The organism is Streptomonospora nanhaiensis, assembly GCF_013410565.1.
Classification (GTDB): Bacteria; Actinomycetota; Actinomycetes; order Streptosporangiales; family Streptosporangiaceae; genus Streptomonospora; species Streptomonospora nanhaiensis.
In genome coordinates, this window is the sequence record NZ_JACCFO010000001.1 from 2,046,291 (window position 1) to 2,072,425 (window position 26,135).

The following is a 26,135-nucleotide window of genomic DNA, read 5'->3' on the forward strand; positions in this document are numbered from 1 at the left end:
GCGCTTACCGTCTACCCCGGCTCCCCCAGCTCCTTGGCCACCATTCGCGCCCACTGCCGCACGATGCGCCCGCGCCGGGCGCTGTCGTCGGTGAGCAGGTCGGCCAGGCCCAGTCCGCGCGCGAGGTCCAAAGTGGCCTGCACGGTCTCGCGCACGCCGGGCCGCGACTCGTCGGCGCCCAGCAGCTCCACCGCCACCCGGTGCGCCTCGCGGCCGACGTGCTCCTCCAGCGGCAGCACGTGCTCGCGCAGCGCGGGGTCGCCCGCCGCCGCGGCCCACAGCTGCACGGCGGCGTCGAACTCGGTGCCGTTGTAGGTGGCGACCAGCATCTCCACGGCGGCCTCGATCCGGCCCGGCCCCTCGGGCAGGCGGGCCCCGCACCGGCGCAGCTCCGCCAGCCGCGCGCCGCTCATGTAGCGCAGCGCCTCGGTGAGCAGGTGCTCGCGGGTGCCGAAGTGGTGCTGGGCCGCGCCGCGCGAGACCCCGGCGCGCTCGGCCACCGCGCCCAGCGTGCTGGCGCTCACGCCGGTCTCGGCCAGGCACTCCACGGCCGCCTCCAGCAGCCGCTGTCGGGTGGCGCGGCTGCGCCGCTGCTGCGGCTCTCTGGCCGGTGCCCTGGTCTCCATGTCGGCACCGCCCCCGGTCCGCCCGCGACTCCTGGCCGGGTCGTGCGGGAGAGGTCCCCGGACCCGGCGTCAGGGGCATGCTAGAGCACGTCCGGGCACTGCGTCACCGCCCGGACGCGGCGCGGCGTCAGTTGGCGGGGCGCACGACGGGGCGGTGCACGACCTCGTCGATGACGGTCAGCGTCTGGGTGGCGGTGACGCCCGGCAGCGCCTGGAGCCGGGTGAGGATGAGGTCGCGCAGCTGGTTGGTGTCGGCCACGCGGACCAGCAGCACGATGTCGGCCGAGCCCACCACGTACCAGCAGTACTCGATCTCGGGGTAGGACGACAGGATCTCGCGGTTGGCCCGCCAGTCGGGCTGGCTGCCCGAGATCAGCACCAGCGCGGTGACCCCCAGCCCCATGCGCGCGTGGTCGGTGACCACCGAGTAGCCGCGGATGACGCCCTCGTCGGTCAGGCGCTTGATGCGGTTGTAGGCGGTGGCGCGCGAGACGTTGGCCATGGCCGCGATCTCGGTGATGCCGGTGCGGGCGTCCTCGGCCAGTGCGCCGATGATGATCTCGTCCACGGCGTCGGGCAGCCGCGCGCCGCGGGCGCGCGGGCGGTCGGGGTCGTCGCCGCCTGCCGCAAAGCGCGGCGGCCTCCGGCGCTCGGCCTCGGCCGCGCCCTCTCTGCGGTCGGTGTCCTGCCACTGCCCGTCGGCCATACCCGTTGCTCCCCGGGGGTCTCGGTCGAAGGACGGTCGGGCGGGGTCGACCATCGGCTTCGCCTGCTTTGTCATTGATTATCGAGATAAGGGCGGCGGCAGCGCCACCCGATCCGCGAACGCGCCCCTCGGCCCGGCGCCGCCGTGCGATCTAGCATGGGTCTCAGGCGCGCGGCGCACCCGCGCGGCTACCGCTAGGAGGCCCGATGCCCGTCCCCCCGTCGGTCCGCGAACGAGCCCGCGGCTTCCTGCCGGCCGGGGCCGAGATCCGCTACATCTTCCCGGCGTCGTGGAACGAGTCGATGTTCTTCGTCTTCGTGGTGACCGATTCGGCCATCACGGTGCTGCTGAACAGGTTCTGGAGCCGCACCCGCCCCAAGCGGATCTGGCACGTGTTCCCGCGCGGCGTGCGCCTGGGTCCGGTCGACACCCACCTGATCCCCACCTTCCACCTGGGCGGCCACACCTTCGAGGTCGACGACGAGTACGTGTCGGTGGTCAACGCCTGCGACGCCGAACTGCTCGGCACGGCGTCGCTGCCGCCGGACCCGCTGCCCGACCTCTAGCCGCGGTTCGTCCCACCCCTCGGCGGCGCCCGCGCCCCCACCGCGCGCGGCGCCGTTCCGGCGTGTCCACGAAGGCCCCCACCGGACACCGCCGATTTTAGACGATCGCGGATGTTTATCCGCCGCCTGTACTCCGGTGTATCGACTTTTCCGGAAGATCTGGCACATGTGTCGACCCCGAGCGCACAATCGAAGCAGTCCGGCGGTCCGCCCGCGCGCCGCCGTCCGGTCCGCTGACCGAGGGAGCCCACCATGCCGACCCGCGAGCCGCCCGCCCCCCGCCTCCACCGCGCCGGGCCCCTGCCCGCCGACCTGGCGCGCCGCCTGTACCGGCTGATGCTGACCGCCCGCATGCTCGACACCGAGGCCATCGCCCTCCAGCGCCAGGGCGTCTTCCCCGCCTACGTGTCGCTGCGCGGCCAGGAGGCCGCCCAGGTCGGCAGCGCCGCCGCCATGGACCCCGAGCGCGACTTCGCGTTCCCCACCTACCGCGAGATGGCGGTGGCCCTCACCCTGGGCGTGGACATGGTCGGCTACCTGGCCAGCCACCGGGCGCTGTGGCACGGCGGCCTCTACAACCCCCTGACCTCGCGGTTCGCGCCGATCAACGCCGTGGTGGGCGGTCCGGTGCCGCACGCCGTGGGGTGGGCGCTGGGCGAGCGGCTGGCCGGGCGCACCGGGGTGGCGGTGTCCTACTTCGGCGACGGCGCCAGCTCCGAGGGCGACGTCCACGAGGCCATGAACCTGGCCGGCGTGCTGAACGCGCCGGTGGTGTTCGTCTGCCAGAACAACCGGTGGGCGCTGTCGGTGCCCAACGAGCGCCAGATCGCGGGCGGCTCGGTGGCCGCGCGCGCCGCCGGCTACGGCATGCCCGGGGTCACGGTCGACGGCGACGACCTCGCCGCCGTCCACGAGGCCACGCGCACCGCCCTGGAGCGCGCCCGCGCGGGCGGCGGGCCCACCCTCATCGAGGCGCTGACCTACCGCGCCAACCCGCACTCCACGTCCGACGACACCTCCCGCTACCGCGACCCCGCCGAGGAGCGGGCGTGGGCCGACCGCGACCCGCTGCTGCGCGCCCGCGCGGCGATGGAGGCCTCCGGCGCCGCCGACGCCGCGTTCTTCGCCGCGGCCGAGGCCGAGTGCCGCGCCGCCGCCGAGCGGATCCGCGACGGTGTCAGCGCCGCGCCCGAGCCTCCGGGCACCGACCTGTTCGACCACGTCTTCCGCGAGCCCGCGCCGCACCTGGCCGCCCAGCGGCGGGTGTGGGAGGAGGAGGTCCGATGAGCCCGACCGCCACCGCCGCCGCCGAGCACGGCCGCACGGCCGCGCCGCCCGCCGGACCGTCCATGCGCGACGCGCTGAACCGCGCGCTGGACACCGCGCTGGCCGAGGACCCCGCGACCCTGGTGTTCGGCGAGGACGTCGGCCGCCTGGGCGGGGTCTTCCGCGTCACCGACGGCCTCCAGCGCCGCCACGGCGCCGACCGGGTGTTCGACACCCCCATCGCCGAGTCGGGGATCGTGGGCCTGGCGGTGGGCCTGGCCATGAACGGGTGGCGGCCCGTGCCCGAGATCCAGTTCGACGGGTTCGCCTATCCGGCGGTCGACCAGATCGTCAACCAGATGGCGCGCATGCACTACCGCTCGCGCGGCGCCGCCCCGATGCCCATCACGCTGCGGGTGCCCAGCTTCGGCGGCATCCAGGCGCCCGAGCACCACGGCGAGAGCCTGGAGGCGCTGTTCGCCCACGTGCCCGGGCTGCGGGTGGCCGCGCCCGCCGACCCGCTGGACGCCTACCACCTGCTGCTGCAGTCGATCCGCTGCGAGGACCCGGTGGTGTTCCTGGAGCCCAAGGCCCGCTACTGGGACCGCGCGCCCCTGCCCGAGGACGGATGGGCGGCGGCGCCGGCGCCGCCGATGGGCGCCGGCCGCGTGGTGCGTGCGGGCCGCCACGCCACGCTGGTGGCCTGGGGCGCGATGGTGCGCCGTTGCCTGCGGGCGGCCGAACTGGCGGCCGAGGACGGCGTGGACCTGGAGGTGGTGGACCTGCGCTGGCTCAAGCCGCTGGACGCCGACACGGTCGCGGCCTCGGCGGCCCGCACCCGCCGCGCCGTGGTGGTGCACGAGGCCCCGCTGACCGCCGGCCTCGGCGGCGAGGTCGCCGCGCTGATCACCGAGCGCGCCTTCCGCGACCTCGCCGCGCCGGTGCAGCGGGTCACAGGCTTCGACGTCCCCTACCCGGCCGGCCCGCTGGAGCCCCAGTACCTGCCCACCGTCGACCGCATCCTGTTCGCGGTCCAGCGCACCCTGGAGTACTGACCCATGAGCGAGAACGCCCCCGCGCGGGAGTCCACGTTCCACCTGCCCGACCTGGGCGAGGGCCTGGTCGAGGCCACGGTGCTGGAGTGGCTGGTGGCGCCGGGCGACCGGATCGCCCGCAACGACCCCCTGGTGGAGGTCGAGACCACCAAGTCGGCGGCGGAGATCCCCTCGCCGGCCACCGGCGTGGTGGCGCGGCTGCACGCCGAGGCGGGCGCGGTGGTGGCGGTCGGTGCCCCGCTGGTGACCTTCGAGGTGGACCCCGAACCCGGCGGCGGCGCGCCCGGGATCGTGGGCACCGTCCCGGCCGAGGAGCCGACACGGCGGCGGGTGCGGCTGCGCCCGCCGCGGGAGTGAGCGTGCCGGCCGCCGCGCGGCCGGCGACACCGAAAGGGGCGACCGCGATGACCCCAAGCGTCCTGCCCGGCGAGGTTCCGCTGGCCTACACCGCCGTACCCGGCGCGGGGACCCCCGTGCTGCTGGTGCACGGGTTCGGCTCTGACTTCGAACTGAACTGGGAGCGCACGGGGTGGGTGCGCGCGCTGGCGGGCCGCCCCCTGATCGGCTGCGACCTGCGCGGGCACGGCCGCAGCGGCAAACCGCACGACCCGGCCGCCTACACCCCCGAGGCGATGGCGGGGGACCTGGTGCGGCTGCTGGACGCGGTCGGCGCCGAGCGGGCCGACGTCGTGGGCTACTCCATGGGCGCCCGCCTGGCCTGGGAGCTGGCGCTGGCGCACCCCGGCCGGGTGCGGCGGGCGGTGCTGGGCGGGTTCGGTCCGGCCGACGCGTTCGCCGGCGCCGACCTGGACCGCCTGGGCGCCGACGCCAACTCCCCCTTCGGCCGGGTGTTCCGCGCGGGCGCGGCCCTGCCGGGCGCCGACACCGCGGCGCTGGAGGCGTGCGCGCGGGGGCAGGCCGCGCACCCGTTCCGGCCCGACCCCGCCCCGCGCGGGGTGCCGCTGCTGTTCGCGGCCGGCGACCGCGACGACCTCGCGGCCGGCGCGCCGGTCCTGGCCGCGCGCACCGGGGGCACGCTGGCGCGGGTGCCCGGCCGCGACCACCGCACGGCGGTGGCGGCCCAGGCCATGAAGAGGGCGGCCGCGCAGTTCCTGGCGGCCGGGCCGGAGCCGGCCGACGAGGGGACCGGCGGCGCCTCGGGCGCCGGCGAGGGGGCCGCCCGCACGGCCTGACCCCGGCAGGCGGCGCGCCGGCGCCCGCCGAACGCGCGCGTGCCCGCGTCGCGGCCCCGGTCCGCCGCGGGCCCGGGCGTTGCGGCGCCGACGGGTATTCAGGACCGCTCGGGGATCAATAGCGCGCTTTCCGAAACCGGCGCCGCGCCGTCACTGCGCCGTTACTCGGCGGGCGCGGCCGGGCGGCGGAGAATTACCGCGTGAGGGACGACCGGGCAGGTCACCGGGGTGGTGTGGGACACAGTGAAAGGCGCGGCGCCGACCTCCGTTTCGCTCCGCTCTCGCCTTCATAACAACTTTTCCCTGGTCATTGGTGACATTTCCCGGAACGGATATCGTCCTTCCGCGAAACCTGGTGAGTCCGTTACCGACGCGGCCTGGTGTCCAGGTGCGAAGAGGAGTGCAGAGTGAAGCGCAAGCATGCCGTCAAGCTCGCCGCCGCCACCGCGGTCGGCGTGCTGACCCTGGCCATGACGGCCTGTGACAGTCCCGAAGGCGAAAACGCCGGCGGCGACGGGGGCGAGGGCGGCGGGAGCGACGAGATCCGCGTCGGACTCGCCTACGACGTCGGCGGCCGGGGCGACCGGTCGTTCAACGACTCCGCCTACCGCGGCCTGCAGCGCGTCCAGGAGGAACTGGGCATCAGCGCTGACGACGTGCAGGACTTCGAGCCCAGCGAGGACGAGTCCGACGTCGACAAGGAGGAGCGGCTGAAGAACATGGCCGACCAGGGCTTCAACGTCATCATCGGGGTGGGCTACGCCTACACCGAGCCGATGCGCAACGTCGCGTCCGACGAGGCCTACTCCGACGTCCACTTCGCCATCGTCGACTCCGAGATCGAGGACCTGGACAACGTCACCAGCCTGGTCTTCACCGAGGAGCAGGCCTCCTTCCTGGCCGGCGCCGCCGCCGCGCTGAAGTCGGAGGAGGACCACATCGGCTTCGTCGGCGGTGTCGAGAACCCGCTGATCAAGAAGTTCGAGGCCGGCTATGTGGCCGGGGCCCGGGAGATCAACCCCGACATCGAGATCGAGATCTCCTACATCAGCCAGCCGCCGGACATGAGCGGGTTCTCCGACCCCGCCACCGGCCGCTCCACCGCCGAGGGCCAGTTCGACAGCGGCGCCGACGTGGTCTACCACGCGGCCGGCGCCTCGGGCAACGGCGTGCTGGAGGCCGCCGCCGAGGCCGAGCGGCTGTTCATCGGCGTCGACAGCGACCAGTACCAGACCGCCCCCGAGGACCAGCGGGAGTTCGTGCTGACCTCCGCCATCAAGCAGGTCGACACCGCGGTGTTCGAGTTCGTGCAGTCGGTGCAGGAGGGCGAGGAGCAGTCGGGCATCCAGCGCTTCGACCTGGAGAGCGGCGGCGTGGACTACTCCACCTCCAACGAGGAGGAGATCAGCGACATCCAGGACCGGCTGGACGAACTGAAGCAGCAGATCATCGACGGCGAGATCGAGGTCCCCACCGAGCCCTAGGCGGACGCCTCGTAAACACGGCACCGGGACCCAGGGAGCGTGCCCTGGGCCCGGTGCCGTGTTCCGCCCGCGCCTTCGCAGCCCGCCGCCCACCGGCGGCGCGGACCAACGCTGGACCAACGCCCAACCAAGGAGTCGGATGAGCGGCGCACCACCGGACGGCGGGGAGGCACCTCCCGCCGTCCGCTTGCGTGGGATCACCAAGAGGTTTCCGGGGGTCGTGGCCAACCACGACATCGACATCACGGTGGCGCCGGGCACCGTCCACGCCATCGTGGGCGAGAACGGCGCCGGCAAGTCGACCCTGATGAAGACCCTCTACGGCATGCACCGGCCGGACGAGGGCACCATCGCCGTCAACGGCGAGACGGTGCGGCTGAACTCGCCCTCCGACGCGATCGCCCACGGGATCGGCATGGTGCACCAGCACTTCATGCTCGCCGACAACCTCACGGTGCTGGAGAACGTCGTACTGGGCGCCGAGAAGCAGGCCGGGATCGGCCGCGCCGCGCGCGCCCGGATCACCGCGCTGTCGGAGCAGTACGGCCTGGGCGTGGAGCCCGACCGCCTCATGGAGGAACTGGGGGTGGGCCAGCGCCAGCGCGTGGAGATCCTCAAGGTGCTCTACCGGGGCGCGCGGATCGTCATCCTGGACGAGCCCACCGCCGTGCTGGTGCCCCAGGAGGTCGACGAACTGTTCGACAACCTGCGCGAACTCAAGCGCGAGGGGCTGACGGTCATCTTCATCTCCCACAAGCTGGACGAGGTGCTGTCGGTCGCCGACACCATCACGGTGATCCGGCGCGGCACCACGGTGGCCACGGTCGACCCGGCCGCCACCAGCGCCCGCGAGCTGGCCACCCTGATGGTCGGCGGCGAGCTGCCCGTGCCCGAGCTGCGGGAGTCCACCGTCACCGACCGGCCGATGCTGGCGGTGCGCGGCCTGTCGGTGCGCGAGCCCGGCGGGCGCCGGGTGGTCGACGACGTGTCGCTGACGATCCGCCAGGGCGAGATCGTGGGCATCGCCGGTGTCGAGGGCAACGGCCAGTCGGAGCTGATCGAGGCCGTCATGGGCATGCGCCCGGTGGAGGCCGGAACGGTGGAGCTGGACGGCACCGACATCACGGGCTGGGGCACCCTGGCCATCCGCGAGGCCGGCGTGGGCTACGTCCCCGAGGACCGGCACCGCCACGGCGTGCTGCTGGAGTCGCCGCTGTGGGAGAACCGGATCCTGGGCCACCAGGGGCGGCCGCCCAACGCGCGCGGCCCCTGGATCGACCGCAGGGGCGCCCGCGCCGACACCGAGCGCATCGTCGCCGAGTACGACGTGCGCACCCCCGGCATCGACGTCATCGCCGAGGCGCTGAGCGGCGGCAACCAGCAGAAGCTGATCGTGGGCCGCGAGATGAGCGGCCGGCCCAAGGTGCTGGTGGCCGCGCACCCCACGCGCGGCGTGGACGTCGGCGCGCAGGCGGCCATCTGGGGGCACCTGCGGCGGGCCCGCGGCGAGGGGCTGGCGGTGCTGCTGGTCTCGGCCGACCTGGACGAGCTGATCGGGATGTCGGACACCCTGCACGTGATCCTGCGCGGCCGGCTGGTCGCCCAGGCCGACCCGATGACGGTGACCCCCGAGCAGCTGGGCTCGGCGATGACCGGCGCCGGGCTGGAGGGCGCCTCCGGCGCCGCCGAAGGCGAGGACGGCGCATGACGAGCAAACTCCCCACCCTCCCCACCTGGGCCGCGGTGGCGGCGGCGGTCGTGCCGGCGGCGGTGGTGACCCTGCTGGGCGACATGGGCCTGCTGGCGCCCGCGGCGGCGGCGCTGGGCACGGCCCTGGCGTTCGCGGTGACCGCGCTGTTCAGCCGCCCGGCCACCGAGGACGCCGACACCCGGATGCACCGGTTCGTGGTCATCCCGGCCGCGCTGGTGCTGTCGGTCCTGGCCGGCGTGATCGTCGGCGGTGTCCTGGACTGGTGGTTCATCGAGCCGGCCGCGTACACGATGGGCGCCGCGGCCGGGGCCGCCGCCGGGTTCTGGCTGCACCGCGGCCTGGGCACGCAGCTGGCGCTGGCCTTCGGCGCGGTGGCCGCGGCGGGTGTGCTGGCGCTGGCCGCCACCAGCGTGGTGCTGGCCCTCAGCGGTGTCGCGCCGCTGCACGCCTTCGGGCAGATGCTGGAGTTCGGGCTGCAGCCCAACAGCCTGGTCATCGTCGTCAACTCCGCCACGACGCTGTACCTGTCGGCGGTGGCGGTGGCGATCGGCTTCAAGATGAAGCTGTTCAACATCGGCGTGGACGGGCAGTACCGGCTGGCTGCGCTGCTGGCGGCGGCCGTGGGCGGCGCGTGGGTGCTGCCGCCGGTGGTCCACCAGGTGGTGGTGATCCTGGTGGCGGTGGCGGTCGGCGGTTTCTGGGCCGGTATCGCGGGCTACCTCAAGGTCACCCGGGGGGTCTCCGAGGTGATCTCCACGATCATGCTCAACGCGGTGGCCACCGGGATCACCGCCTACCTGCTCAACACCGACCGGCTGGCGGTGCAGATCAGCACCAACAACATCGGCACCTCGCCCATCCCCGAGTCGGGATGGGTGCCGGGGATCCCCGCCGGCTTCATGGGCTCCGACCGCGACATCTACGGCCTGGTGCTGCTGGCCGCGGCGGTGGGCGTGGGCTACTGGACGATGCTCAACCGCACCCGGTTCGGGTTCGACCTGCGCGCCACCGGGCAGTCGCCCACGGCGGCGCTGGCCAGCGGCGTGAACATCCGCCGGATGGTGCTGCTGTCGATGGTGATCTCGGGCATGGTGGCGGGCCTGGTCGGGATCCCGCAGCTGCTGGGCCAGTCGCACTACTACGCGCTGGACTTCCCCGCCGGACTCGGGTTCACCGGGATCGCGATCGCCCTGCTGGGCCGCAACCACCCCGCGGGCATCGCGTTCGCCGCCCTGTTCTGGGCCTTCCTCGACCAGTCCGCCCAAATCCTCGACTTCGAGGGCATCCCCAAGGAGATCGCCGTGGTCACCCAGGCCACCATCGTGCTGACCGTGGTCGTGGTGTACGAGGTCGTGCACCGCTGGGGTCTGCGCTACCAGCAGCAGCAGGTCGGCCGGGAGCTGGCGCGCGAGGGGGCGGAGGCCCGATGAGCCAGGAGATGACGGTCGCCGCGCCGGCGGCGGGCCGGCCCGCCGCCGAGGGGCGTCCGCGCGCGTGGAACCGGCTGCGGATCGTGAGCATCGTTGTGGCGGCGTTCGTGGCGCTGGCCGGGGTGCGCGCCATCACCGGCCAGCCCATGCTCACCAGTTCGGGCACGTTCCAGGCGGCGCTGGCGTTCGCCGTGCCCATCGGCCTGGCCGGGCTGGGCGGGCTGTGGGCCGAGCGGGCCGGGATCATCAACATCGGCCTTGAGGGCATGATGGTCCTGGGCACCTGGTTCGGCGCCTACTTCGCCTACAGCACGGGCAGTCCGTGGGCGGGCCTGGTCGCCGGGGTGCTGGGCGGCATGGCCGGGGGCCTGGTGCACGCGCTGGCCACCGTGACCTTCGGGGTCGACCACATCATCTCGGGCGTGGCGATCAACATCCTGGCGGTGGGCGCCATGCGCTACCTGTCGCTGCTGTTCTTCGTGGACACCCCCGGCGGCGGGGCCTCGCAGTCGCCGCCGCTGCCGGAGTTCCCGCAGGTGGGCCTGCCGTTCGTGGCCGACCTGCTGGCGCCCGCGCAGGAGTCGCAGGTGTTCCTGGTCGCCGACCTGGCCGGGCTCGTGGTGGGCCTGACCACGCAGGTCTCGGTGCTGACGCTGCTGGCGCTGCTGATGGCGCCGGCCACGTTCGTGGTGCTGTGGCGCACTCCCTTCGGGCTGCGGCTGCGCTCGTGCGGCGAGAACCCCGACGCCGCGGAGTCGCTGGGCGTGCCCGTCTACACCTACAAGTTCACCGCGGTGCTGCTGTCGGGCGGGTTCGCCGGCATGGGCGGGGTGTTCCTGGCGATGGTGGCGTCGTCGGTCTACCAGGAGGGCCAGACCGGCGGGCGCGGCTACATCGGCCTGGCGGCGATGATCTTCGGCAACTGGCGGCCGGGCGGCCTGGCCATGGGAGCGGGGCTGTTCGGGTTCACCGACGCGCTGCAGGTGCGCGGGGGCGGCGGCGCGGTGCACGCGCTGCTGCTGCTCATCGCGGTGGCGCTGATCGCGGCCGGGCTGGCGCTGCTGGGGCGCGCGCTGTGGCGCACGCGGCGGCTGCCGCTGGTGGTGTTCGCCGCCGGCGCCCTGGTGGCGGTGGTGGCCGGCGTGGCGGCGCTGACGCTGGGCGCGCCCTGGTGGTGGGCGCTGGCCGGGGTCGGCCTGGCGGTCGCCGTGGGAGTGGGGGCGTGGACGGCGCGCGGTCCGGTGTCGGCCGTGGTCGCGGTGGTCGCCGGGGTGCTGGTGCTGGTGTGGTTCCTGGGCACCGACTCCCTGCCGGGCCAACTGGTCACCTACAGCCCGCAGATGGCGACGCTGCTGGTGCTGGCGCTGGCCTCGCAGCGGCTGCGGGCGCCCGCGGGCGTGGGCCGGCAGTGGCGCCGGGGCCGCTCGTGAGCGCGGCGGCGGACGCGGCGGCGGAGGTGGACTGGCCGGCGCTGCGCGCGGCGGCCGCGGCCGCCATGCGCCGCGCCTACGCCCCCTACTCGGGGTTCGCGGTGGGCGCGGCGGCGCTGGTGGACGACGGCCGCACGGTGTCGGGCTGCAACGTGGAGAACGCCTCCTACGGGTTGTCGCTGTGCGCGGAGTGCGGGCTGGTGTCGGCGCTGCACGCCTCGGGCGGCGGCCGGCTGCGGGCGTTCGCGTGCGTGGACGCCGAAGGGCGGGCGCTGATGCCCTGCGGGCGGTGCCGCCAACTGCTGTTCGAGCACGGCGGCCCGGAGCTGCTGGTGGACACCCCCGAGGGGGTGCTGCCGCTGAGCGCGGTGCTGCCCCAGGCGTTCGGCCCCGACGACCTCGCCCGGGGCCCGTTGTAGCGGGGGACCCCCTTTTTCCATCGTCCCACCCGGGCGCGGCGCCCACCACGGCTCCGCGTCCGGCTGTGGACACCGCGGGGGGACGCGCACGCGCCCCGCCCTGGGCCGCCCCGCGGCCCCCACCGTCTAGTCTCGTGTTCTCTCAGCCGGGACCGGCCGCGCCGTCCGGTCCGCGCCGCCGATCGGAGGGTGTACATGGACGCCGTCGAGGTCATCGCCGCCAAGCGCGACGGCCGGGAGCTGACCGGCGCGCAGATCGCCTGGACGGTGGACGCCTACACCCGGGGCGAGGTCGCCGAGGAGCAGATGTCCGCGCTGTGCATGGCGGTGGTCTGGCGCGGCATGACCCGCGCCGAGGTCGGCGCCTGGACCGAGGCCATGCTGCGCTCCGGGGAGCGGCTGGACTTCTCCGATCTGGCGCGGCCTACCACCGACAAGCACTCCACCGGCGGGGTCGGCGACAAGATCACGCTGGTGCTCACCCCGCTGGTGGCGGCGTGCGGTGCGGCCGTGCCGCAGCTGTCCGGGCGCGGCCTGGGCCACACCGGGGGCACGCTGGACAAGCTGGAGGCGATACCGGGCTGGCGGGGCGACCTCGCGCCCGCGGACATGCGGCGCGTCCTGGCCGACGTGGGGGCGGTGGTGTGCGCGGCCGGCCCCGGCCTGGCACCGGCCGACCGCCGCCTCTACGCGCTGCGCGACGTCACCGGCACCGTGGAGTCCATTCCGCTCATCGCCGCCTCGATCATGTCCAAGAAGCTGGCCGAGGGCACGGCCTCGCTCGTACTGGACGTCAAGGTCGGTTCGGGCGCGTTCATGAAGGACCCCGCCTCGGCCCGGGAGCTGGCCGAGACGATGGTGGCCATCGGCACCGACCACGGTGTGCGCACCCGTGCCCTGCTCACCGCCATGGACGCCCCGCTGGGCCGCGCGGTGGGCAACGCCGTCGAGGTCGCCGAGGCGGTGGAGGTGCTGGCGGGCGGCGGCCCGTCCGACGTGGTGGAGCTGACCCTGGCGCTGGCCCGCGAGATGCTGGAGGCCGCCGGGATCGCCGCCGACCCCGCCGCCGCGCTGCGCGGCGGCGCGGCCATGGACGTGTGGCGGCGCATGGTCGCCGCCCAGGGCGGCGACCCCGACGCCCCCCTGCCCGCCGCCGCCGAGCGCCGCGACATCCTGGCGCCCGCCACCGGCACGCTCACCCGGCTGGACGCCCGCGCCGTCGGCGTGGCCGCCTGGCGGCTGGGCGCGGGGCGGGCGCGCAAGGAGGACCCGGTCTCCCCCGGCGCGGGGGTGCTGCTGCACGCCAAGCCCGGCGAGCCGGTGCGGGCGGGCCGGCCGCTGCTCACCCTGCTGACCGACGAGCCGGCCCGGTTCGACCGCGCGGCCGAGGCACTGGCCGACGCCTTCGAGGTCGACGGCCCCGGCGGCCGCCTCCCGCTGGTCCTGGACCGCGTGGGCTGAGCCGCCCGCGCGGGCGCGCGGGCGGGGTGAGCGCGGCGCCGCGCCCGCCGCCGGGGGCGGGCCCCGGCGCGCGGGTCAGGCGGGGAACAGTTCGCGCACCGCCGCGCGCAGGTTCGCCAGGTGCTCGCCGGCGCGCGCCCGGGCGGCCGCGGGGCCCGCGGACTCCACCGGGAGCACGACCTCCAGGTAGGCCTTGAGCTTGGGTTCGGTGCCCGAGGGCCGCAGGGTGACCCGGCCCCGCGCCGGTCCGCCCAGGCGGTAGCGCAGGGCGTCGGTGGCGGGCAGGCCGCCGCGCCCCTCGGCGAAGTCCTCGACGCCCTCCACCTCCAGGTCGCCGAACGCGCGGGGCGGCCACGCGCGCAGCCGGCGCAGGGTGCCGCCGATGACCGCGCGGTCGGCCACCCGCAGCGACTCCTGCGCGGTGGCGTGCAGGCCGTAGCGGCGCGCCTGGTCGTCCAGCAGGTCCAGCAGGGTGCGGCCGGCGCGCTTGGCCTCGGCCGCCATCGCGGCCACCGCCAGCGCCGCGCCGATCCCGTCCTTGTCGGCGACCGGGCGGCCCGCGTCGCCCGCCAGGCAGTAGCCCAGCGCCTCCTCGTAGGCGAACACGCACCGCTCCCCCGGACCGGCGGCCCGCGCCAGCCACTTGAAGCCGGTCAGGGTCTCGGCGCAGCGCACCCCGTGGGCGGCGGCGATCTTGGGCAGCAGCCCCGCCGAGACGATGGTGGTGGCCACCATCCGGTCGGCGCCGCTGGTGCGCTCCAGGACGTACTCGGCGAGCAGCCCGCCCACCTGGTCGCCGGTGAGCAGCCCGTGACCGGGCACGCCCACGGCCAGGCGGTCGGCGTCGGGGTCGTTGGCCAGCACGATGTCGGTGCCCGCGTCGCGGCCCAGCGCCAGCGCGAGGTCCATCGCGCCGGGCTCCTCGGGGTTGGGGAACTCCACCGTGGGGAAGTCGGGGTCGGGCTCGGCCTGCTCCAGCACCGTGACCGGCGCGGGGAACCCGGCGCGGGCGAACGCGGTGGCCAGCGTGGCCCCGCCGACCCCGTGCAGCGGCGTGTAGGCGGTGGTGACGTCGCGCTCGCCGCCCAAGGGCAGCCGGCCGACGGCGCTGAGGTAGCGGTCGACCACCTCCTCGCCCAGCACCTGCCAGCCGGTGCCCATCGGCAGCCGGTCGGCGAACTCCACCGCGTCGATGGCGGCGGAGATCGCGGTGTCGGCGGGCGGCACGATCTGGGCGCCCGCGTCGGGCCCGGCCCCGCCGGCGTAGACCTTGTAGCCGTTGTCGCGGGGCGGGTTGTGGCTGGCGGTCACCATGATCCCGGCGTCGGCGGCCAGGTCGCGCACGGTGTGCGCCAGCACGGGCGTGGGCAGCGGCCGGGGCAGCAGCAGCGCGGTGCACCCCGCGCCGGTGAGCACGGCGGCGGAGTCGCGGGCGAAGTCGGCGGAGCGGTGGCGGGCGTCGTAGCCGATGACCACGGTGGCGCCGGCCCCGGCCCACCGCGCCACCCCGGCGGCGGCGCGCATGACGGTCACCCGGTTCATCCGGTTGGGCCCGGCGCCCAGTTCGCCGCGCAGGCCGGCGGTGCCGAACTCCAGCCGGGCGCCGAACCGGTCGGCCAGCGCGGCGTCGTCGCCGGCCTCCAGCAGCGCGGTCACCTCCGCCCGGGTCTGGGGATCGGGGTCGTGCTCGCGCCAGGCCAGCGCCTGGGCTCGGTAGGAGTCGCCCATGGTCCGCGTCGTCCCTTCGTTGTCGCCGCCGGGGCCGGTTCCCCGGCGGTCCCGCGCCGCCGCCCCGTTCTAGTCGCCCTGGGGGCCGGCGGCGGGGGTGTCCAGCCGGGCCACGATCTCGGCGAGCAGCGCGCCGACGTCGGCGGCGGCGTCGCGGCCGGTGGCCAGGACCTCCTCGTGGTCCAGCGGCTGGCCGGTCAGCCCGGCCGCGACGTTGGTGACCAGGGAGATCCCCAGCACGACGGCACCGGCCTCGCGCGCGGCGATCGCCTCCAGCGCCGTGGACATGCCCACCAGGTCGGCGCCGATCGCCCGCAGCATGCGGATCTCGGCGGGGGTCTCGAAGTGCGGCCCGGGCATGGCGGCGTAGACGCCCTCGGGCAGCGCGGGGTCGGCCTCCTTGGCCAGCGCCCGCAGCACCGGGGAGTAGGTGTCGGTGAGGTCCACGAACGCCGCGCCCCGCAGCGGGGAGCGCGCGGTGAGGTTGATGTGGTCGGCGATGAGCACCGGCGAGCCCACGGGCATGTCCGGGCGCAGGGACCCCGCGGCGTTGGTGAGGATGACCGTGGAGGCGCCGGCGGCCACGGCGGTGCGCACGCCGTGCACGACGGGGTCGGTGCCGTGGCCCTCGTAGAGGTGGGTGCGGCCCAGGAAGACCAGCAGGTCGCGCCCATCGGCGCTGACGCTGCGCACCGTGCCCCGGTGGCCTTCCACACCGGGCGGGACGAACCCCGGCAGCTCGCTGGCGGCGAACTCGCCGCCGGAGCCGCCGAGGGCGTCGGCGGCGGGCACCCACCCCGAGCCCATCACCAGGGCGACGTCGTAGGACTCCACGCCGGTACGCGAGCGCAGTTCGTCGGCCGCCTTGCGGGCGGTGGTCACGGGGTCGGTGGTCACGGGTGCTCTCTCCTTCTGACGGGGACGCGGTCGGCGCGGACGGGTCCGCTCGGTGATCTTGTCCCGCCGCGGCGGGTCCGGGCAACGACGACGGGCCCCGCGTGGCGTCCGCGCCGGGGCCGGCGAGCGGCGGGCGGGCGCGCTGCGCGCCGGGCGCCGGGGGCGCGGCGGCTCACCGCAGCGGCCTGCGCAGCACGGCCTGGGGGCCGGCGGTCGCGCTGAGGAGGACCCGGTGTCCGGTGGCGGCGAACCCGCCGGCGAGGTAGGCGCGCACCGCCGGGCGGTTGGCCTCGGAGACGGCCACCAGCACCGCGCGGGCGCCCGGGTGGACGCCGCGCACCAGGTCGTCGAGGCGGGCGCAGGCGGTGCGGCCGATCCGCCGGTTCTGCCACTCCGGCACCAGGTAGAAGGCGCGCAGCAGCACGGCCGCGCGGGGGTCGCCCACGACACCGCCGGACGCCGCGCCGAGCAGCAGGGCCAGCCGGCTGACCGCGCCGCCCCGTTCGATGATCCCGAACCCCACCGGCTCGTGGGCGCGCAGGACGGCGAAGGGGAAGCGGTCGGGGTCGGCGTCGGCGCGCGGCAGGGTCTCGACGGCCTCGGTGACCAGCCGCCGCTGGCCCGGCGCGACGCGCAGGCGCGGCACCGCGGCGCGCACCCGCTCGACCTCGGGGTCGCCGCGGGCATCCAGCCGCAGCAGCCGGACGTCCCCGACGAGGCCGCCGGGGTCGGCCGGGCGCGGCGCGGCGGGCGCGGGGCCGGCCGCGCCGGGTTCGTCGCCCACCTCGCGCCACCTCCCTGCCGGCCGGCCGGCGGCCGGCGGACGGGGGCGCGCGGTGCCGGCACCGCGCGCCCGGTGCCCCAATATCGCACAGGGCGCTGCGGGCGCCCGGGTGCGGCCGTCACCTGCCGACGGGGTGCCAGACGGTCTTGGTCTCCAGGAACGCGGTCATCCGGGTAAGGCCGGGGTCGGCGGTCCAGTCCTCGCCGGGGCGGGGGCGCAGCACCCGCTTGAGGGTGGTGGCGGCGGCGCGCTCCAGTTCGACGGCGTCCTCGGGCACGGCGCCGGTGAGGTCGATGCCGTTGACGTCGGCGTGCGCGGCCAGGTGCGGCGCGATCTCGGCGGTGCGGCCGGTGAGGATGTTGACGACACCGCCGGGCAGGTCGGAGGTCGCCAGCGCCTCGGCGAGGGTGAGCGCGGGCAGCGGCGCGCGTTCGGCGGCCACCACCACGCAGGTGTTGCCGGTGGCGATGACCGGGGCGATGACCGACACCAGCCCCAGCAGCGGGGCGCGCTGGGGCGCCAGGACGGCGACCACGCCGGTGGGTTCGGGCGTGGAGAGGTTGAAGTAGGGACCCGAGACCGGGTTGGCGCCGCCCATGACCTGGGCGATCTTGTCGGGCCAGCCCGCGTAGTGCACCCAGCGGTCCACGGCGGCGCAGACGAGCCGGTCGGCGTGGTCGGCGGCGATGCCGTCGGCCTCGGCGATCTCGGCGGCGTACTGGGCCCGCCGGCCCTCCATCATCTCGGCGACGCGGTAGAGGATCTGGCCGCGGTTGTAGGCCGTGCGGCCCGCCCACCCGGCGAACGCCTTGCGCGCGGCCACGACCGCGTCGCGGGCGTCCTTGCGCGAGGCGAGCGCGGCGTTGGCGAGGTGGCCGCCGTGTGCACCGGTCACGGGGTAGCACCTGCCTGACTCCGAGCGGGGGAAGGCCCCGCCGACGTAGAGCTTGTAGGTCTTGCGGACGGCGAGGCGGCCCGGACCGGAGCCCACGGGCAGGCGGTCGGGCGCGGAGCCGGGGCCGCCGGGCTCGGGCGCGGCCGCCAGGTGGGGGTGCTCGGCCGCGGTGCCGGTGTCGGCGGCGCGGGGCTGCTCAGGCGGCGTGGACAAGGTAAGCCTCCAGTCCGTGGCGGCCGCCTTCGCGGCCGTAGCCGGATTCCTTGTACCCGCCGAACGGGCTGGCCGGGTCGAACTTGTTGAACGTGTTGGACCACACCACCCCGGCGCGCAGGCGCTCGGCGGTCCACAGCATGCGCGAGCCCTTCTCGGTCCAGACCCCCGCCGACAGGCCGTAGGGGGTGTTGTTGGCCTTGGCCACCGCCTCCTCGGGGGTGCGGAAGGTCAGGACCGACAGCACCGGGCCGAAGATCTCCTCGCGCGCGACCCGGTGGGCCTGGGTGACCCCGGTGAGCACGGTGGGCGGGAACCAGTAGCCGCGCTCGGGCAGCCGGCAGGCGGGCGACCAGGACTCGGCGCCCTCGTCGGCGCCGGCGCGGGCGAGTTCGCGGATGCGGTCGAGCTGGGCGGCGGAGTTGATGGCGCCGATGTCGGTGTTCTTGTCGAGCGGGTCGCCCAGGCGCAGCCGCTCGATGCGGGCGCGCAGGCGCGGCAGCAGTTCGTCGGCGACGGACTCCTGGACCAGCAGCCGCGAGCCCGCGCAGCAGACGTGGCCCTGGTTGAAGAAGATGCCCGAGACGATGCCCTCGACGGCCTGGTCCAGCGCGGCGTCGTCGTAGACGATGTTGGCGCCCTTGCCGCCGAGTTCGAGGGTGAGGCGCTTGCCGGTGCCGGCGACCGCGCGGGCGATCTCGCGGCCGACCTCGGTGGAGCCGGTGAAGGCGACCTTGTCGGTGCCGGGGTGGGCCACCAGCGCGCGGCCGGTGTCGCCGGCGCCGGTGACGATGTTGACGACCCCGGGCGGGAGGTCGGCCTCCTGGCAGATCCCGGCGAAGGCCAGCGCGGTCAGCGGGGTGGTCTCGGCGGGCTTGAGCACCACGGTGTTGCCGGTGGCCAGGGCGGGCGCGATCTTCCAGGCCAGCATGAGCAGCGGGAAGTTCCACGGGATGACCTGGGCGGCGACCCCCAGGGGGCGCGGCGCGGGCCCCAGGCCGGCGTGGGAGAGCTTGTCGGCCCAGCCGGCGTGGTAGAAGAAGTGCGCGGCGACCAGGGGGAGGTCGACGTCGCGGGTCTCCTTGATGGGCTTGCCGTTGTCCAGGGACTCCAGCACTGCGAGTTCGCGCGAGCGCTCCTGGATGATCCGGGCGATCCGGAACAGGTACTTGCCGCGCTCGGCGCCGGACATGCGGCCCCAGGCGCCCTCGTAGGCGCGGCGGGCGGCGGCGACGGCGCGGTCGATGTCGGCGGCCCCGGCCACGGCCACCCGGGCCAGAGGCTCCTCGTCGGCGGGGTTGACCGTGGTCAGCTCCTCGCCGCTCTTGGCGGGGGTGAACTCGCCGTCGATGAACAGCTCGTAGGAGGTGCGCAGCGACACCACCGCGCGCGACTCCGGCGCGGGGGCGTACTCCAGCCCGGTCGGGGCGGGGTCGGGGCGGCCGGTGCCGTGCGGGCGGCCGCGGTCGGCGGCGCCGGGATCGGCCCGGTCGGGCTGTTCTGCCACGGGTCGGCCTTTCAGTCCAGGGTGTAGTAGTCGGGGCCGGGGTAGCTGCCGGTGGACAGCCGGGTGCGTTGCATCAGCAGGTCGTTGAGCAGGCTGGAGGCCCCGAGCCGGAAGTGGGCGGGGTCGAGCCAGCCGGGGCCGGCGACCTCGTTGACCAGCACCAGGTTGCGCAGGGCGTCCTTGGTGGTGCGGATGCCCCCGGCGGGCTTGACGCCCACGCGGCGCCCCGTGGCGGCGTGGTGGTCGCGCACGGCCTCCAGCATGATGAGCGTGACGGGAAGGGTGGCGGCGGGCGAGACCTTGCCGGTGGAGGTCTTGATGAAGTCGGCGCCGGCGTGGATGGCCAGCCACGAGGCGCGGCGGACGTTGTCGTAGGTGGCGAGCTCGCCGGTTTCGAGGATGACCTTCAGGTGGGCCGGCCCGCACGCCTCCTTGACCGCGGTGATCTGGTCGTGGACGGCGCGGTAGTCGCCGGCCAGGAAGGCTCCCCGGTCGATGACCATGTCGATCTCGGCGGCGCCGTCGGCCACGGCGCGGCGGGTGTCGGCGAGCTTGGCCTCCAGCGGCGCCCGGCCCGAGGGGAACGCGGTGGCGACCGAGGCCACGGCGACGCCGCTGCCCGCCAGGGCGTCGGCGGCGGTGCGGGCGAGGTCGGGGTAGACGCAGACGGCGGCGACCGAGGGGACGGAGCGGTCGGCGGGGTCGGGGCGCACGGCCTTGGCGCACAGGGCGCGGACCTTGCCGGGGGTGTCGGCGCCCTCAAGGGTGGTGAGGTCGACCATGCGGATGGCGAGGTCGATGGCGCGGGCCTTGGCGGTGGTCTTGATGCTGCGGGTGGCCAGGTCGGCCGCGCGCGCCTGGACGCCGACCTCGTCGACCCCGGGCAGGCCGTGCAGGAACGCGCGCAGCGCCGCGTTGGAGGCCGCCGCGTCGGGCGGGCTCGGTGCCGCCGTTCCGGGCGGCGGGGCGGTATCGGTCACGTGGCACCTCACGGATGTCGCTGGCGGCGCCCGCTCAGGCTGCGGCACCGGTGATCACCGCCACCATAGTGCCACGATCGGACAAATCACCGCCTGCGGCCCGCCGGGCGCCGGCCCCGGTACGGAGGGTGTCGCCGCTGCTCAGGGCGGGTGGAGGCGGGTTGCGGGCGGGCGCGGCGCCGACCGCGCGGGCGGCCGGGCCGGAAGGGGGCGGCCGGGTCGGGGCATCGGGCATCATGGGGAGCCGGAGGCCCGCGGGGACCGGCGCCGCCGCGGGCGGGCCCCGGCGGGCGGACCGGAAGAGGAGGGGCAATGGCGGAGTTCCGGATCACCTCCGAGGACGGCGTGCTGGACCTGAAGCGGCTGGCCGCCGACCTCGTGGAGTCCCAGGGCTGGCCGCGCGACCAGGTCGGCATCTGGGAGAACCGGGGCGGCGGCGACGTGGTGGTCACGGTCGACGACGCGCTGCTCGCGCGCCCCGCCGGGCCCGACCCGATGAACGTGCCCGTGCACACCCGCAGCGACGTGCACCGGGCCTGCGAGACCCTGCGCCGCCGCGACCCGTCGCTGCGCGGGGTGGACTTCGCCGACCTGCGGGACGAGGCCGCCCGGTTCTTCTCGGCCGGGTGGACCGTCAACGACCTGCTGCACGCGCTGGCCCACCGCTACGACGGCGCCCCGTGGCCGCGCGGCGAGGGCTACGAAGGCGTCGAGTGGCTCCAGCACCGGCTGCGCGGGTGGAAGTCGCCGCGCGGTGACATCCGGCCGTCGGTGTCGCAGGAGGGCGCCCAGTTGCGCGTCGTGGGCCGGGTGGGCCTGCCCGAGGGGCTGGGCCTGCCCGCCGAGGAGCCCGCCGACCACCGCCGCGCCGCCTCGTGCGAGGCCGCCCGGGCGGCGGCCGACGACGCCCGGCGGCTGATGCGCGCGCAGGCCCCCACCACCAGCGACGCCCTGGCGCACCGCGACCGCACGGCAGCCCACATCACCCGGCCGCCCCACCACCCGCGGTAGCCGGGCCGGGGCGCCCGTGCGGGCCCGGTGAAGGCTGATAATTTCTGTCCATGCGGCCAGAAGACAGTCAGGGCGGTCAGAGGAAGCGCTCCTTCATCGAGGAGGCCCGCCGGGCTCAGATCATCGAGGCCGCCATCCAGACCATCGCCGACGTCGGCTTCACCAACGCCTCGCTGGCGCGCATCGCCGAGCGGGCGGGAATCAGCAAAGGCGTGATCTCCTACCACTTCTCCAGCAAGGACGAACTGATGGAGCAGGTGGTCATCCAGGTGTACACGTCGATCGCCGAGCACGTGGGCCCCCGCATCACGGCGGCGCCCGACGCGCGCGCGGGACTGCGGGCGCACATCCGCACCGTGGCGGAGTACATGCGCGGCCACCGCGAGCAACTGTTGGCCCTCGGTGCGATCTTCACGCACTCGCTCACCCCCGAGGGCAGGGCCAAGTACGGGGTGGCCGGTTCCGAGCCCGTCTACGAGGCCATCGAGTCCCTCTTCCGCAACGGCCAGGAAGCGGGTCTCTTCCGCCCGTTCGACCCCCGCGTGATGGCGGTGACCGTCCAGGCCGGCATCGACGGCATGTTCGGCTACTGGGCCGCCTACCCCGACCACGACCTGGAGCGGCACGCCGAGGAACTGGCCGAGGCCATGGACCGCGCCACCCGCGCCGAACCCGCTCCGGCGCCCTAGGTCCTGTTTTTTGAAAGGTCTGCGGGGCGGGCTGGTCTTCGGTAATCCTTGGGATCCATGGTCCGACGCCATGAACTCACCGACGCCGAGTGGGACCTGCTCGCCCCGCTCATGCCCGCCCACCCCCGCAAAGGCAAGCGGTGGGCCGACCACCGCCGCGTCATCAACGCCATCCTCTTCCGGACCAGAACCGGTATCCCCTGGCGCGACCTGCCCGAACGCTACGGCCCCTGGGAAACCGCCGCCGGACGCCACCGCCGCTGGTGCCTGGACGGCACCTGGGACAGGATCGCCGAGCGGCTGCGTATCGACGCCGCCACCGGCCGGCCCCTGGACGTGGGAATCGACTCCACCCTGGTGCGCGCCCACCACCACGCCGCCGGAGCGGCGAAAAAGGGGACGCGGTTCGGGAGGAATGGGACGGATCCGAAGCGCTGGGCCGGTCCCGGGGCGGGCTGACCACCAAGATCCACCTGCTCGCCGACTCCCGCCGCCGCCCCCTTGCCATCGCCACCAGCCCGGGCCAGCGCGGCGACACGCTGATGTTCGCGCCGCTGATGGGTGCGCTGCGGCTGCCGCGGACCCGGGGCCGGCCCCGCACCCGTCCCGACCGCCTGCTGGGCGACAAGGCCTACTCCTCGGCCGCGATACGCGCCCGTCTGCGGGCGCGCGGCATCAAGGCGACCATCGCCCAGCCCGCCGACCAGCGGGCCAACCGGCGCAGGCGCGGATCACGGGGAGGCAGGCCGCCGGCTTTCGACCGGCAGGCCTACCGGGGCCGCAACACCGTCGAGCGCGCGATCAACCTGCTCAAGCAGAACAGGGCGGTCGCGACCAGGTACGACAAGAGGGCTGCGGTCTATGACGGAACCGTCCAGCTCGCCTCCATCCGCATCTGGCTTCGCGACCTCACCAAATCAAAAAACACTGCCTAGGTGTACTGACCCCGGGAGGCCGGAGCCGGTGGCCGGCCGGCGGCCGGCCGCCGGCTCCGGCGGGGAGTGGTCGCCGCCGTGCCGGTCCAGCCGCTCGGGGGTCGCCGCCTGCCGCCCGGCGGCTGACGTGCCGGGCCGGGGGCGGGGCCGTTTCCCGGCCGGAGCGGCGGGACCGCTCCCCCTGGGGCCTGCTGGTCCGGGGGTCCGGGTGCGTTCGTGCCCGGCCCTCGACCGGACCGACACACCGCGCCGTGATCCGCGGATACGCGGCGGCGCCGTGGCCGGTCGGCACCCGTGCCGCCGCGGTACCCGCCACGGCGAAGCGGGCGCGCGCCGCGCGAGCGCGGTGGCGGTCTCCCCCGCGTTTTTCGCCCGGGCCGTGGTGTAGGCCGGGCGGAACCCCGCGGCCACGGTGGGGGCCGGGCGGGAGCGGCCGTCGACCGCGCCCGAGCGCGGTGCGCCGCCGTTGCCTCCTCGTCCGGATGGGCGCGGCACCGGCCCCTCCCGGCGTCTCGCGCGAGGCGCCGATCGCCGCGCGCCGCTCCACCGCCGTCGGCGTCCCGCCGGTCGTCGGCGGGGCACGTCCCGGCCCCGTGCGGCCGCGCGGGGCCGGTGTCCGGCCCGGGTGGGGCGTGTCACTGGCCCGGTCCGGCCAGGGCGCGGCGCCCCGCCCCCTTCCCCGGCGCCCCGCGGCCGCGCGACCCTCCCGACCTGTGCCTTCGGAGGCCGCCCCGGGCATCCCCCGGCGGGCCGCTCGGGGACGGATCAGTGGTCTCTCAGGGTTGGCCCGGGTTGCCTTCTGTCCATGCGTACTGAAAACTGACCAAGCGGCCAGAAATTCGGCCAGCCGTATGGCATCCCCTTCTCGTGCTCGGAGTTCCTGATGTCCCTGGAGTCGCCCCCGTCCGGCCCGGTTCCCCCCGGCGCGGCGCCCACCCCCGTACCGCCACCCCACGCGGCACCGCCCGGCACCGCACCGGACCCCGCCTCCGCGCCGGCGGAGGGCGGCGGCGCGGCCCGCCCCCGGCTGCACTACCTCGACAACCTGCGCGTGGCGCTCACCGTGCTGGTGGTGCTGCACCACGTGGCGGTCACCTACGGCAACATCCCGGTCTGGTACTACATCGAGACCGCCCAGGACCCCACCGGCGGCCTGCTCGACCTCCTGGCCGTGCTCAACCAGGCGTTCTTCATGGGGTTCTTCTTCCTCGTGTCCGGGTTCTTCGTCCCCGGCTCCCACGACCGCAAGGGCGGGCGCGGCTTCCTGCGCGGCCGACTGGTGCGCCTGGGCGTCCCGCTGCTGGCGTTCGTGCTGCTGGTGCGGCCCGTCGTCACACTGGGGGTGTTCCAGGAGTACGCCGACGAACTGCCCTACTGGCTCTTCTACCTGGTGTCCTGGAACCCCGGGCCGCTGTGGTTCGTGGAGACCCTGCTGGTGTTCTGCCTGGTCTACGTGCTCCTCCGCCGCGTGGGCGCCCGCCGCACCGCTCCCGCCGCCGCGACCGCGCGGGGCGCCGGCCGGATGCCCGGTCCGCTCGCGGTGGCCGGGTTCACCGCCGCGCTCATCGTGCTGACCGCCCTGTGGCGCCTGCTCGTGCCGGTCGGCTCCTACTGGCCGATCATCGGCGTGGCCACGCCCGCCTACCTGCCCCAGTACGTGCTGCTGTTCGCGGTCGGGGCCATGGCCTTCCGGCGCGGCTGGTTCGACCGCGTTCCCCCCGCCGCGGGGTGGGCCGCCCTGCCGATCGCCGTCGCCGGTGCCGTCACGGTCGCCATCACGGCCATCACCGGCGCGACCGAGGCCGCCCCGCTGTCCTGGCCGTCGCTGCTGTACACGGCGGCCGAGAGCGTGTTCGCCGTGTCGGTCATCATCGCCCTGCTGTGCCTGTTCCAGCACCGTTTCAACCGCCAGCGCGCCTTCGGCCGGTTCCTCTCCGCCAACGCCTACGCCGTCTACTTCCTGCACGCGGTGGTGCTGGTGGGCCTCGGTTACGCGTTCGCCTGGTGGGACGCGCCGGCGATCGCCAAGTTCACCGTGGTGGGGGCGCTGTCCCTCCCGCTGTGCTGGGGCGCCGCCGCCCTGCTGCGCGCCCTCCCCGGCGCCAAGCGCGTCTTCTGACCCCCTCGCCGCCGCTCCCGGGCCGGGCCAGACTCGACCCGGGAACCCCCCGACACGAATCGAGGAACCTCATGGGTGTGTTCGACGGCAAGCGCGTACTGCTGGCGCCCGAGGAGGTGGCCGCGGCGGTCGAGCACATCCTGGAACTCGGCCGCACCGGCGAGGTGTGGACGGTGGCCGCCGGCCACCCGCCCGCGCCGTTCCCCTTCCCCGAGGTGCCCGGCCTGCCGGCCCCGGGCAGGGGCGCCGCCGACTAGAAGATCTCGACAAGCCGCCCGATCGGGTCCACCTCGCGGAAGCGGGCGTGCCCGGCGGGCGGCTCGGCGTGCTCCAGGACCCAGGTGGCGGGGTGGGGCACCAGCACCGCGCCCATGCCCGCCTCCAGGGCGGGCAGGATGTCCGAGCGCACCGAGTTGCCGATCATCCAGGTGGCGCCGGGGTCGAGGCCGTGATCGCGGCCGAAGGACTCGTAGGCGGCCGGGTCCTTCTCGCGCACGATCCCCACCCCGGCGAACAGCGGCTCCATACCCGAGGCGGCGATCTTGGCCCGCTGGTGCTCGGGGTCGCCCTTGGTCAGCAGGTACAGCCGGTGCCGCCGGCGGAGGGTGTGCAGGGTCTCCAGCGCGCCCTCCAGCAGAACGAGTTCGCCCTCCACCAGCGCCGCGCACAGGCGGCCGAGGAACGCGCGGTCGGCCGCGTCCACCGGCCGGCCGGGGCGCAGCCGGGCCAGGCAGTCGCCCAGGCTGCGCTCGAAGACGCGGGCGCCGTACCCGTGGGCCGCGGTGTTCTCGCGTTCGACCTCGGTCAGCGCGGCCCGGACCTCGGCGCGCGACAGCGTGGGGTGGTCCACGTAGTCGACAAAGGTCTCGATGGCGCGCTCGAACAGCACCGTGCATTCCCACAGCGTGTCGTCGGCGTCGAAGATCAGGTTCTGCGGACCCCGCGGCACCGCGCCTCCCCCGTGTACGTCGTGCCTGTGCCGGTGGCCGTGCCGGCCAAGCCACCCCCGCTCTGGCGCTCGCGGGCGGCG

At 75.4% G+C, this 26,135-nt stretch carries 24 protein-coding genes and 1 pseudogene; 16 read left to right on the forward strand and 9 right to left on the reverse strand.

The features are described 5' to 3' along the window. Positions 1-11: 11 nt before the first annotated feature. Both HNR12_RS08760 and HNR12_RS08765 read right to left on the reverse strand, forming a co-directional pair. Complete coding sequence (locus HNR12_RS08760; protein WP_179767016.1) at positions 12-626, reverse strand: TetR/AcrR family transcriptional regulator; 615 nt, start codon at positions 624-626, stop codon at positions 12-14. A gap of 127 nt (positions 627-753) precedes the next feature. Then, the gene (locus tag HNR12_RS08765; RefSeq protein WP_246425038.1) at positions 754-1,332 is read right to left on the reverse strand and encodes an Lrp/AsnC family transcriptional regulator; all 579 of its coding nucleotides are present in this window, start codon (positions 1,330-1,332) and stop codon (positions 754-756) included. Positions 1,333-1,538: 206 nt separating this feature from the next. Between HNR12_RS08765 and HNR12_RS08770 the strand changes: the two genes are divergently transcribed. The 11 genes from HNR12_RS08770 to HNR12_RS08820 all read left to right on the forward strand — a co-directional run bounded on the left by HNR12_RS08770 (position 1,539) and on the right by HNR12_RS08820 (position 13,347). Beyond that, positions 1,539-1,898, forward strand: coding sequence for a hypothetical protein (locus HNR12_RS08770; protein ID WP_179767017.1), 360 nt, complete (start codon positions 1,539-1,541; stop codon positions 1,896-1,898). 252 nt (positions 1,899-2,150) lie between these two features. Beyond that, positions 2,151-3,185, forward strand: a complete 1,035-nt coding sequence (locus tag HNR12_RS08775) for a thiamine pyrophosphate-dependent enzyme (RefSeq protein WP_179767018.1) — start codon at positions 2,151-2,153, stop codon at positions 3,183-3,185. 62 nt (positions 3,186-3,247) lie between these two features. Then, on the forward strand, positions 3,248-4,219 hold the full coding sequence (locus HNR12_RS08780) for an alpha-ketoacid dehydrogenase subunit beta (RefSeq protein WP_246425394.1): 972 nt from the start codon (positions 3,248-3,250) through the stop codon (positions 4,217-4,219). A 3-nt stretch (positions 4,220-4,222) separates the two neighbouring features. Continuing rightward, positions 4,223-4,576: a biotin/lipoyl-containing protein gene (locus HNR12_RS08785; RefSeq protein ID WP_179767020.1), complete on the forward strand. Its 354-nt coding sequence runs from the start codon at positions 4,223-4,225 to the stop codon at positions 4,574-4,576. A gap of 47 nt (positions 4,577-4,623) precedes the next feature. After that, complete coding sequence (locus tag HNR12_RS08790; protein WP_179767021.1) at positions 4,624-5,412, forward strand: alpha/beta fold hydrolase; 789 nt, start codon at positions 4,624-4,626, stop codon at positions 5,410-5,412. A 407-nt stretch (positions 5,413-5,819) separates the two neighbouring features. Then, the gene (locus tag HNR12_RS08795; protein ID WP_179767022.1) at positions 5,820-6,896 is read left to right on the forward strand and encodes a BMP family lipoprotein; all 1,077 of its coding nucleotides are present in this window, start codon (positions 5,820-5,822) and stop codon (positions 6,894-6,896) included. A 139-nt stretch (positions 6,897-7,035) separates the two neighbouring features. Beyond that, positions 7,036-8,604: an ABC transporter ATP-binding protein gene (locus HNR12_RS08800; protein ID WP_179767023.1), complete on the forward strand. Its 1,569-nt coding sequence runs from the start codon at positions 7,036-7,038 to the stop codon at positions 8,602-8,604. Continuing rightward, entirely contained in the window at positions 8,601-10,037 is a 1,437-nt protein-coding gene (locus HNR12_RS08805; protein WP_179767024.1) for an ABC transporter permease, read from the forward strand. The genes HNR12_RS08800 and HNR12_RS08805 overlap by 4 nt, the downstream gene beginning before the upstream one ends. Further along, a complete protein-coding gene (locus HNR12_RS08810) occupies positions 10,034-11,467 on the forward strand; it encodes an ABC transporter permease (protein WP_179767025.1) in 1,434 nt (477 codons plus the stop codon). The genes HNR12_RS08805 and HNR12_RS08810 overlap by 4 nt, the downstream gene beginning before the upstream one ends. Continuing rightward, positions 11,464-11,886 (forward strand): cytidine deaminase, encoded by a 423-nt coding sequence (locus HNR12_RS08815; RefSeq protein ID WP_372451118.1) that lies wholly within the window; start codon positions 11,464-11,466, stop codon positions 11,884-11,886. The genes HNR12_RS08810 and HNR12_RS08815 overlap by 4 nt, the downstream gene beginning before the upstream one ends. A gap of 195 nt (positions 11,887-12,081) precedes the next feature. Further along, positions 12,082-13,347 carry a thymidine phosphorylase gene (locus tag HNR12_RS08820; protein ID WP_179767027.1) on the forward strand — a complete coding sequence of 422 codons (1,266 nt, stop codon included), beginning with the start codon at positions 12,082-12,084 and terminating at the stop codon, positions 13,345-13,347. Between the two features lie 75 nt (positions 13,348-13,422). On the opposite strand, the gene HNR12_RS08825 is transcribed toward HNR12_RS08820, so the two are convergent. The 6 genes from HNR12_RS08825 to deoC form a co-directional block, all read right to left on the reverse strand. After that, on the reverse strand, positions 13,423-15,075 hold the full coding sequence (locus HNR12_RS08825) for a phospho-sugar mutase (protein ID WP_179767028.1): 1,653 nt from the start codon (positions 15,073-15,075) through the stop codon (positions 13,423-13,425). Between the two features lie 69 nt (positions 15,076-15,144). Further along, positions 15,145-15,972 carry a purine-nucleoside phosphorylase gene (locus HNR12_RS08830; RefSeq protein ID WP_179767029.1) on the reverse strand — a complete coding sequence of 276 codons (828 nt, stop codon included), beginning with the start codon at positions 15,970-15,972 and terminating at the stop codon, positions 15,145-15,147. Positions 15,973-16,144: 172 nt separating this feature from the next. Then, entirely contained in the window at positions 16,145-16,756 is a 612-nt protein-coding gene (locus tag HNR12_RS08835) for a GNAT family N-acetyltransferase (RefSeq protein ID WP_179767030.1), read from the reverse strand. 118 nt (positions 16,757-16,874) lie between these two features. Further along, positions 16,875-17,753, reverse strand: coding sequence for an aldehyde dehydrogenase family protein (locus tag HNR12_RS08840; protein WP_246425397.1), 879 nt, complete (start codon positions 17,751-17,753; stop codon positions 16,875-16,877). A gap of 94 nt (positions 17,754-17,847) precedes the next feature. Beyond that, entirely contained in the window at positions 17,848-19,281 is a 1,434-nt protein-coding gene (locus HNR12_RS08845) for an aldehyde dehydrogenase family protein (RefSeq protein ID WP_179770502.1), read from the reverse strand. Positions 19,282-19,382: 101 nt separating this feature from the next. Continuing rightward, positions 19,383-20,351, reverse strand: coding sequence for a deoxyribose-phosphate aldolase (gene deoC, locus HNR12_RS08850; RefSeq protein ID WP_179767031.1), 969 nt, complete (start codon positions 20,349-20,351; stop codon positions 19,383-19,385). A 312-nt stretch (positions 20,352-20,663) separates the two neighbouring features. Here deoC and HNR12_RS08855 point away from each other — a divergent pair, with 312 nt between their 5' ends. From HNR12_RS08855 to HNR12_RS08875, 5 genes and pseudogenes are all read left to right on the forward strand, one after another. Continuing rightward, positions 20,664-21,362: a hypothetical protein gene (locus tag HNR12_RS08855; protein WP_179767032.1), complete on the forward strand. Its 699-nt coding sequence runs from the start codon at positions 20,664-20,666 to the stop codon at positions 21,360-21,362. A gap of 50 nt (positions 21,363-21,412) precedes the next feature. Continuing rightward, positions 21,413-22,051, forward strand: a complete 639-nt coding sequence (locus HNR12_RS08860) for a TetR/AcrR family transcriptional regulator (protein WP_179767033.1) — start codon at positions 21,413-21,415, stop codon at positions 22,049-22,051. 57 nt (positions 22,052-22,108) lie between these two features. Continuing rightward, positions 22,109-22,986, forward strand: a pseudogene (locus HNR12_RS08865) (IS5 family transposase). An 883-nt stretch (positions 22,987-23,869) separates the two neighbouring features. Next, on the forward strand, positions 23,870-25,105 hold the full coding sequence (locus HNR12_RS08870) for an acyltransferase family protein (protein ID WP_179767034.1): 1,236 nt from the start codon (positions 23,870-23,872) through the stop codon (positions 25,103-25,105). Positions 25,106-25,176: 71 nt separating this feature from the next. Then, on the forward strand, positions 25,177-25,362 hold the full coding sequence (locus HNR12_RS08875) for a hypothetical protein (RefSeq protein WP_179767035.1): 186 nt from the start codon (positions 25,177-25,179) through the stop codon (positions 25,360-25,362). Here the strand turns inward: HNR12_RS08875 and HNR12_RS08880 are convergent. After that, positions 25,359-26,054: an HAD family hydrolase gene (locus HNR12_RS08880; protein ID WP_308251325.1), complete on the reverse strand. Its 696-nt coding sequence runs from the start codon at positions 26,052-26,054 to the stop codon at positions 25,359-25,361. The genes HNR12_RS08875 and HNR12_RS08880 overlap by 4 nt on opposite strands. Positions 26,055-26,135: the final 81 nt, after the last annotated feature.

Bases quoted from the DNA above. Each gene is read 5' to 3' on its own strand.
- HNR12_RS08760 (WP_179767016.1), bottom strand. From the start codon at position 626: ATGGAGACCAGGGCACCGGCCAGAGAGCCGCAGCAGCGGCGCAGCCGC.
- HNR12_RS08765 (WP_246425038.1), bottom strand. From the start codon at position 1,332: ATGGCCGACGGGCAGTGGCAGGACACCGACCGCAGAGAGGGCGCGGCC.
- HNR12_RS08770 (WP_179767017.1), top strand. From the start codon at position 1,539: ATGCCCGTCCCCCCGTCGGTCCGCGAACGAGCCCGCGGCTTCCTGCCG.
- HNR12_RS08775 (WP_179767018.1), top strand. From the start codon at position 2,151: ATGCCGACCCGCGAGCCGCCCGCCCCCCGCCTCCACCGCGCCGGGCCC.
- HNR12_RS08780 (WP_246425394.1), top strand. From the start codon at position 3,248: ATGCGCGACGCGCTGAACCGCGCGCTGGACACCGCGCTGGCCGAGGAC.
- HNR12_RS08785 (WP_179767020.1), top strand. From the start codon at position 4,223: ATGAGCGAGAACGCCCCCGCGCGGGAGTCCACGTTCCACCTGCCCGAC.
- HNR12_RS08790 (WP_179767021.1), top strand. From the start codon at position 4,624: ATGACCCCAAGCGTCCTGCCCGGCGAGGTTCCGCTGGCCTACACCGCC.
- HNR12_RS08800 (WP_179767023.1), top strand. From the start codon at position 7,036: ATGAGCGGCGCACCACCGGACGGCGGGGAGGCACCTCCCGCCGTCCGC.
- HNR12_RS08805 (WP_179767024.1), top strand. From the start codon at position 8,601: ATGACGAGCAAACTCCCCACCCTCCCCACCTGGGCCGCGGTGGCGGCG.
- HNR12_RS08810 (WP_179767025.1), top strand. From the start codon at position 10,034: ATGAGCCAGGAGATGACGGTCGCCGCGCCGGCGGCGGGCCGGCCCGCC.
- HNR12_RS08820 (WP_179767027.1), top strand. From the start codon at position 12,082: ATGGACGCCGTCGAGGTCATCGCCGCCAAGCGCGACGGCCGGGAGCTG.
- HNR12_RS08825 (WP_179767028.1), bottom strand. From the start codon at position 15,075: ATGGGCGACTCCTACCGAGCCCAGGCGCTGGCCTGGCGCGAGCACGAC.
- HNR12_RS08855 (WP_179767032.1), top strand. From the start codon at position 20,664: ATGGCGGAGTTCCGGATCACCTCCGAGGACGGCGTGCTGGACCTGAAG.
- HNR12_RS08860 (WP_179767033.1), top strand. From the start codon at position 21,413: ATGCGGCCAGAAGACAGTCAGGGCGGTCAGAGGAAGCGCTCCTTCATC.
- HNR12_RS08870 (WP_179767034.1), top strand. From the start codon at position 23,870: ATGTCCCTGGAGTCGCCCCCGTCCGGCCCGGTTCCCCCCGGCGCGGCG.
- HNR12_RS08875 (WP_179767035.1), top strand. From the start codon at position 25,177: ATGGGTGTGTTCGACGGCAAGCGCGTACTGCTGGCGCCCGAGGAGGTG.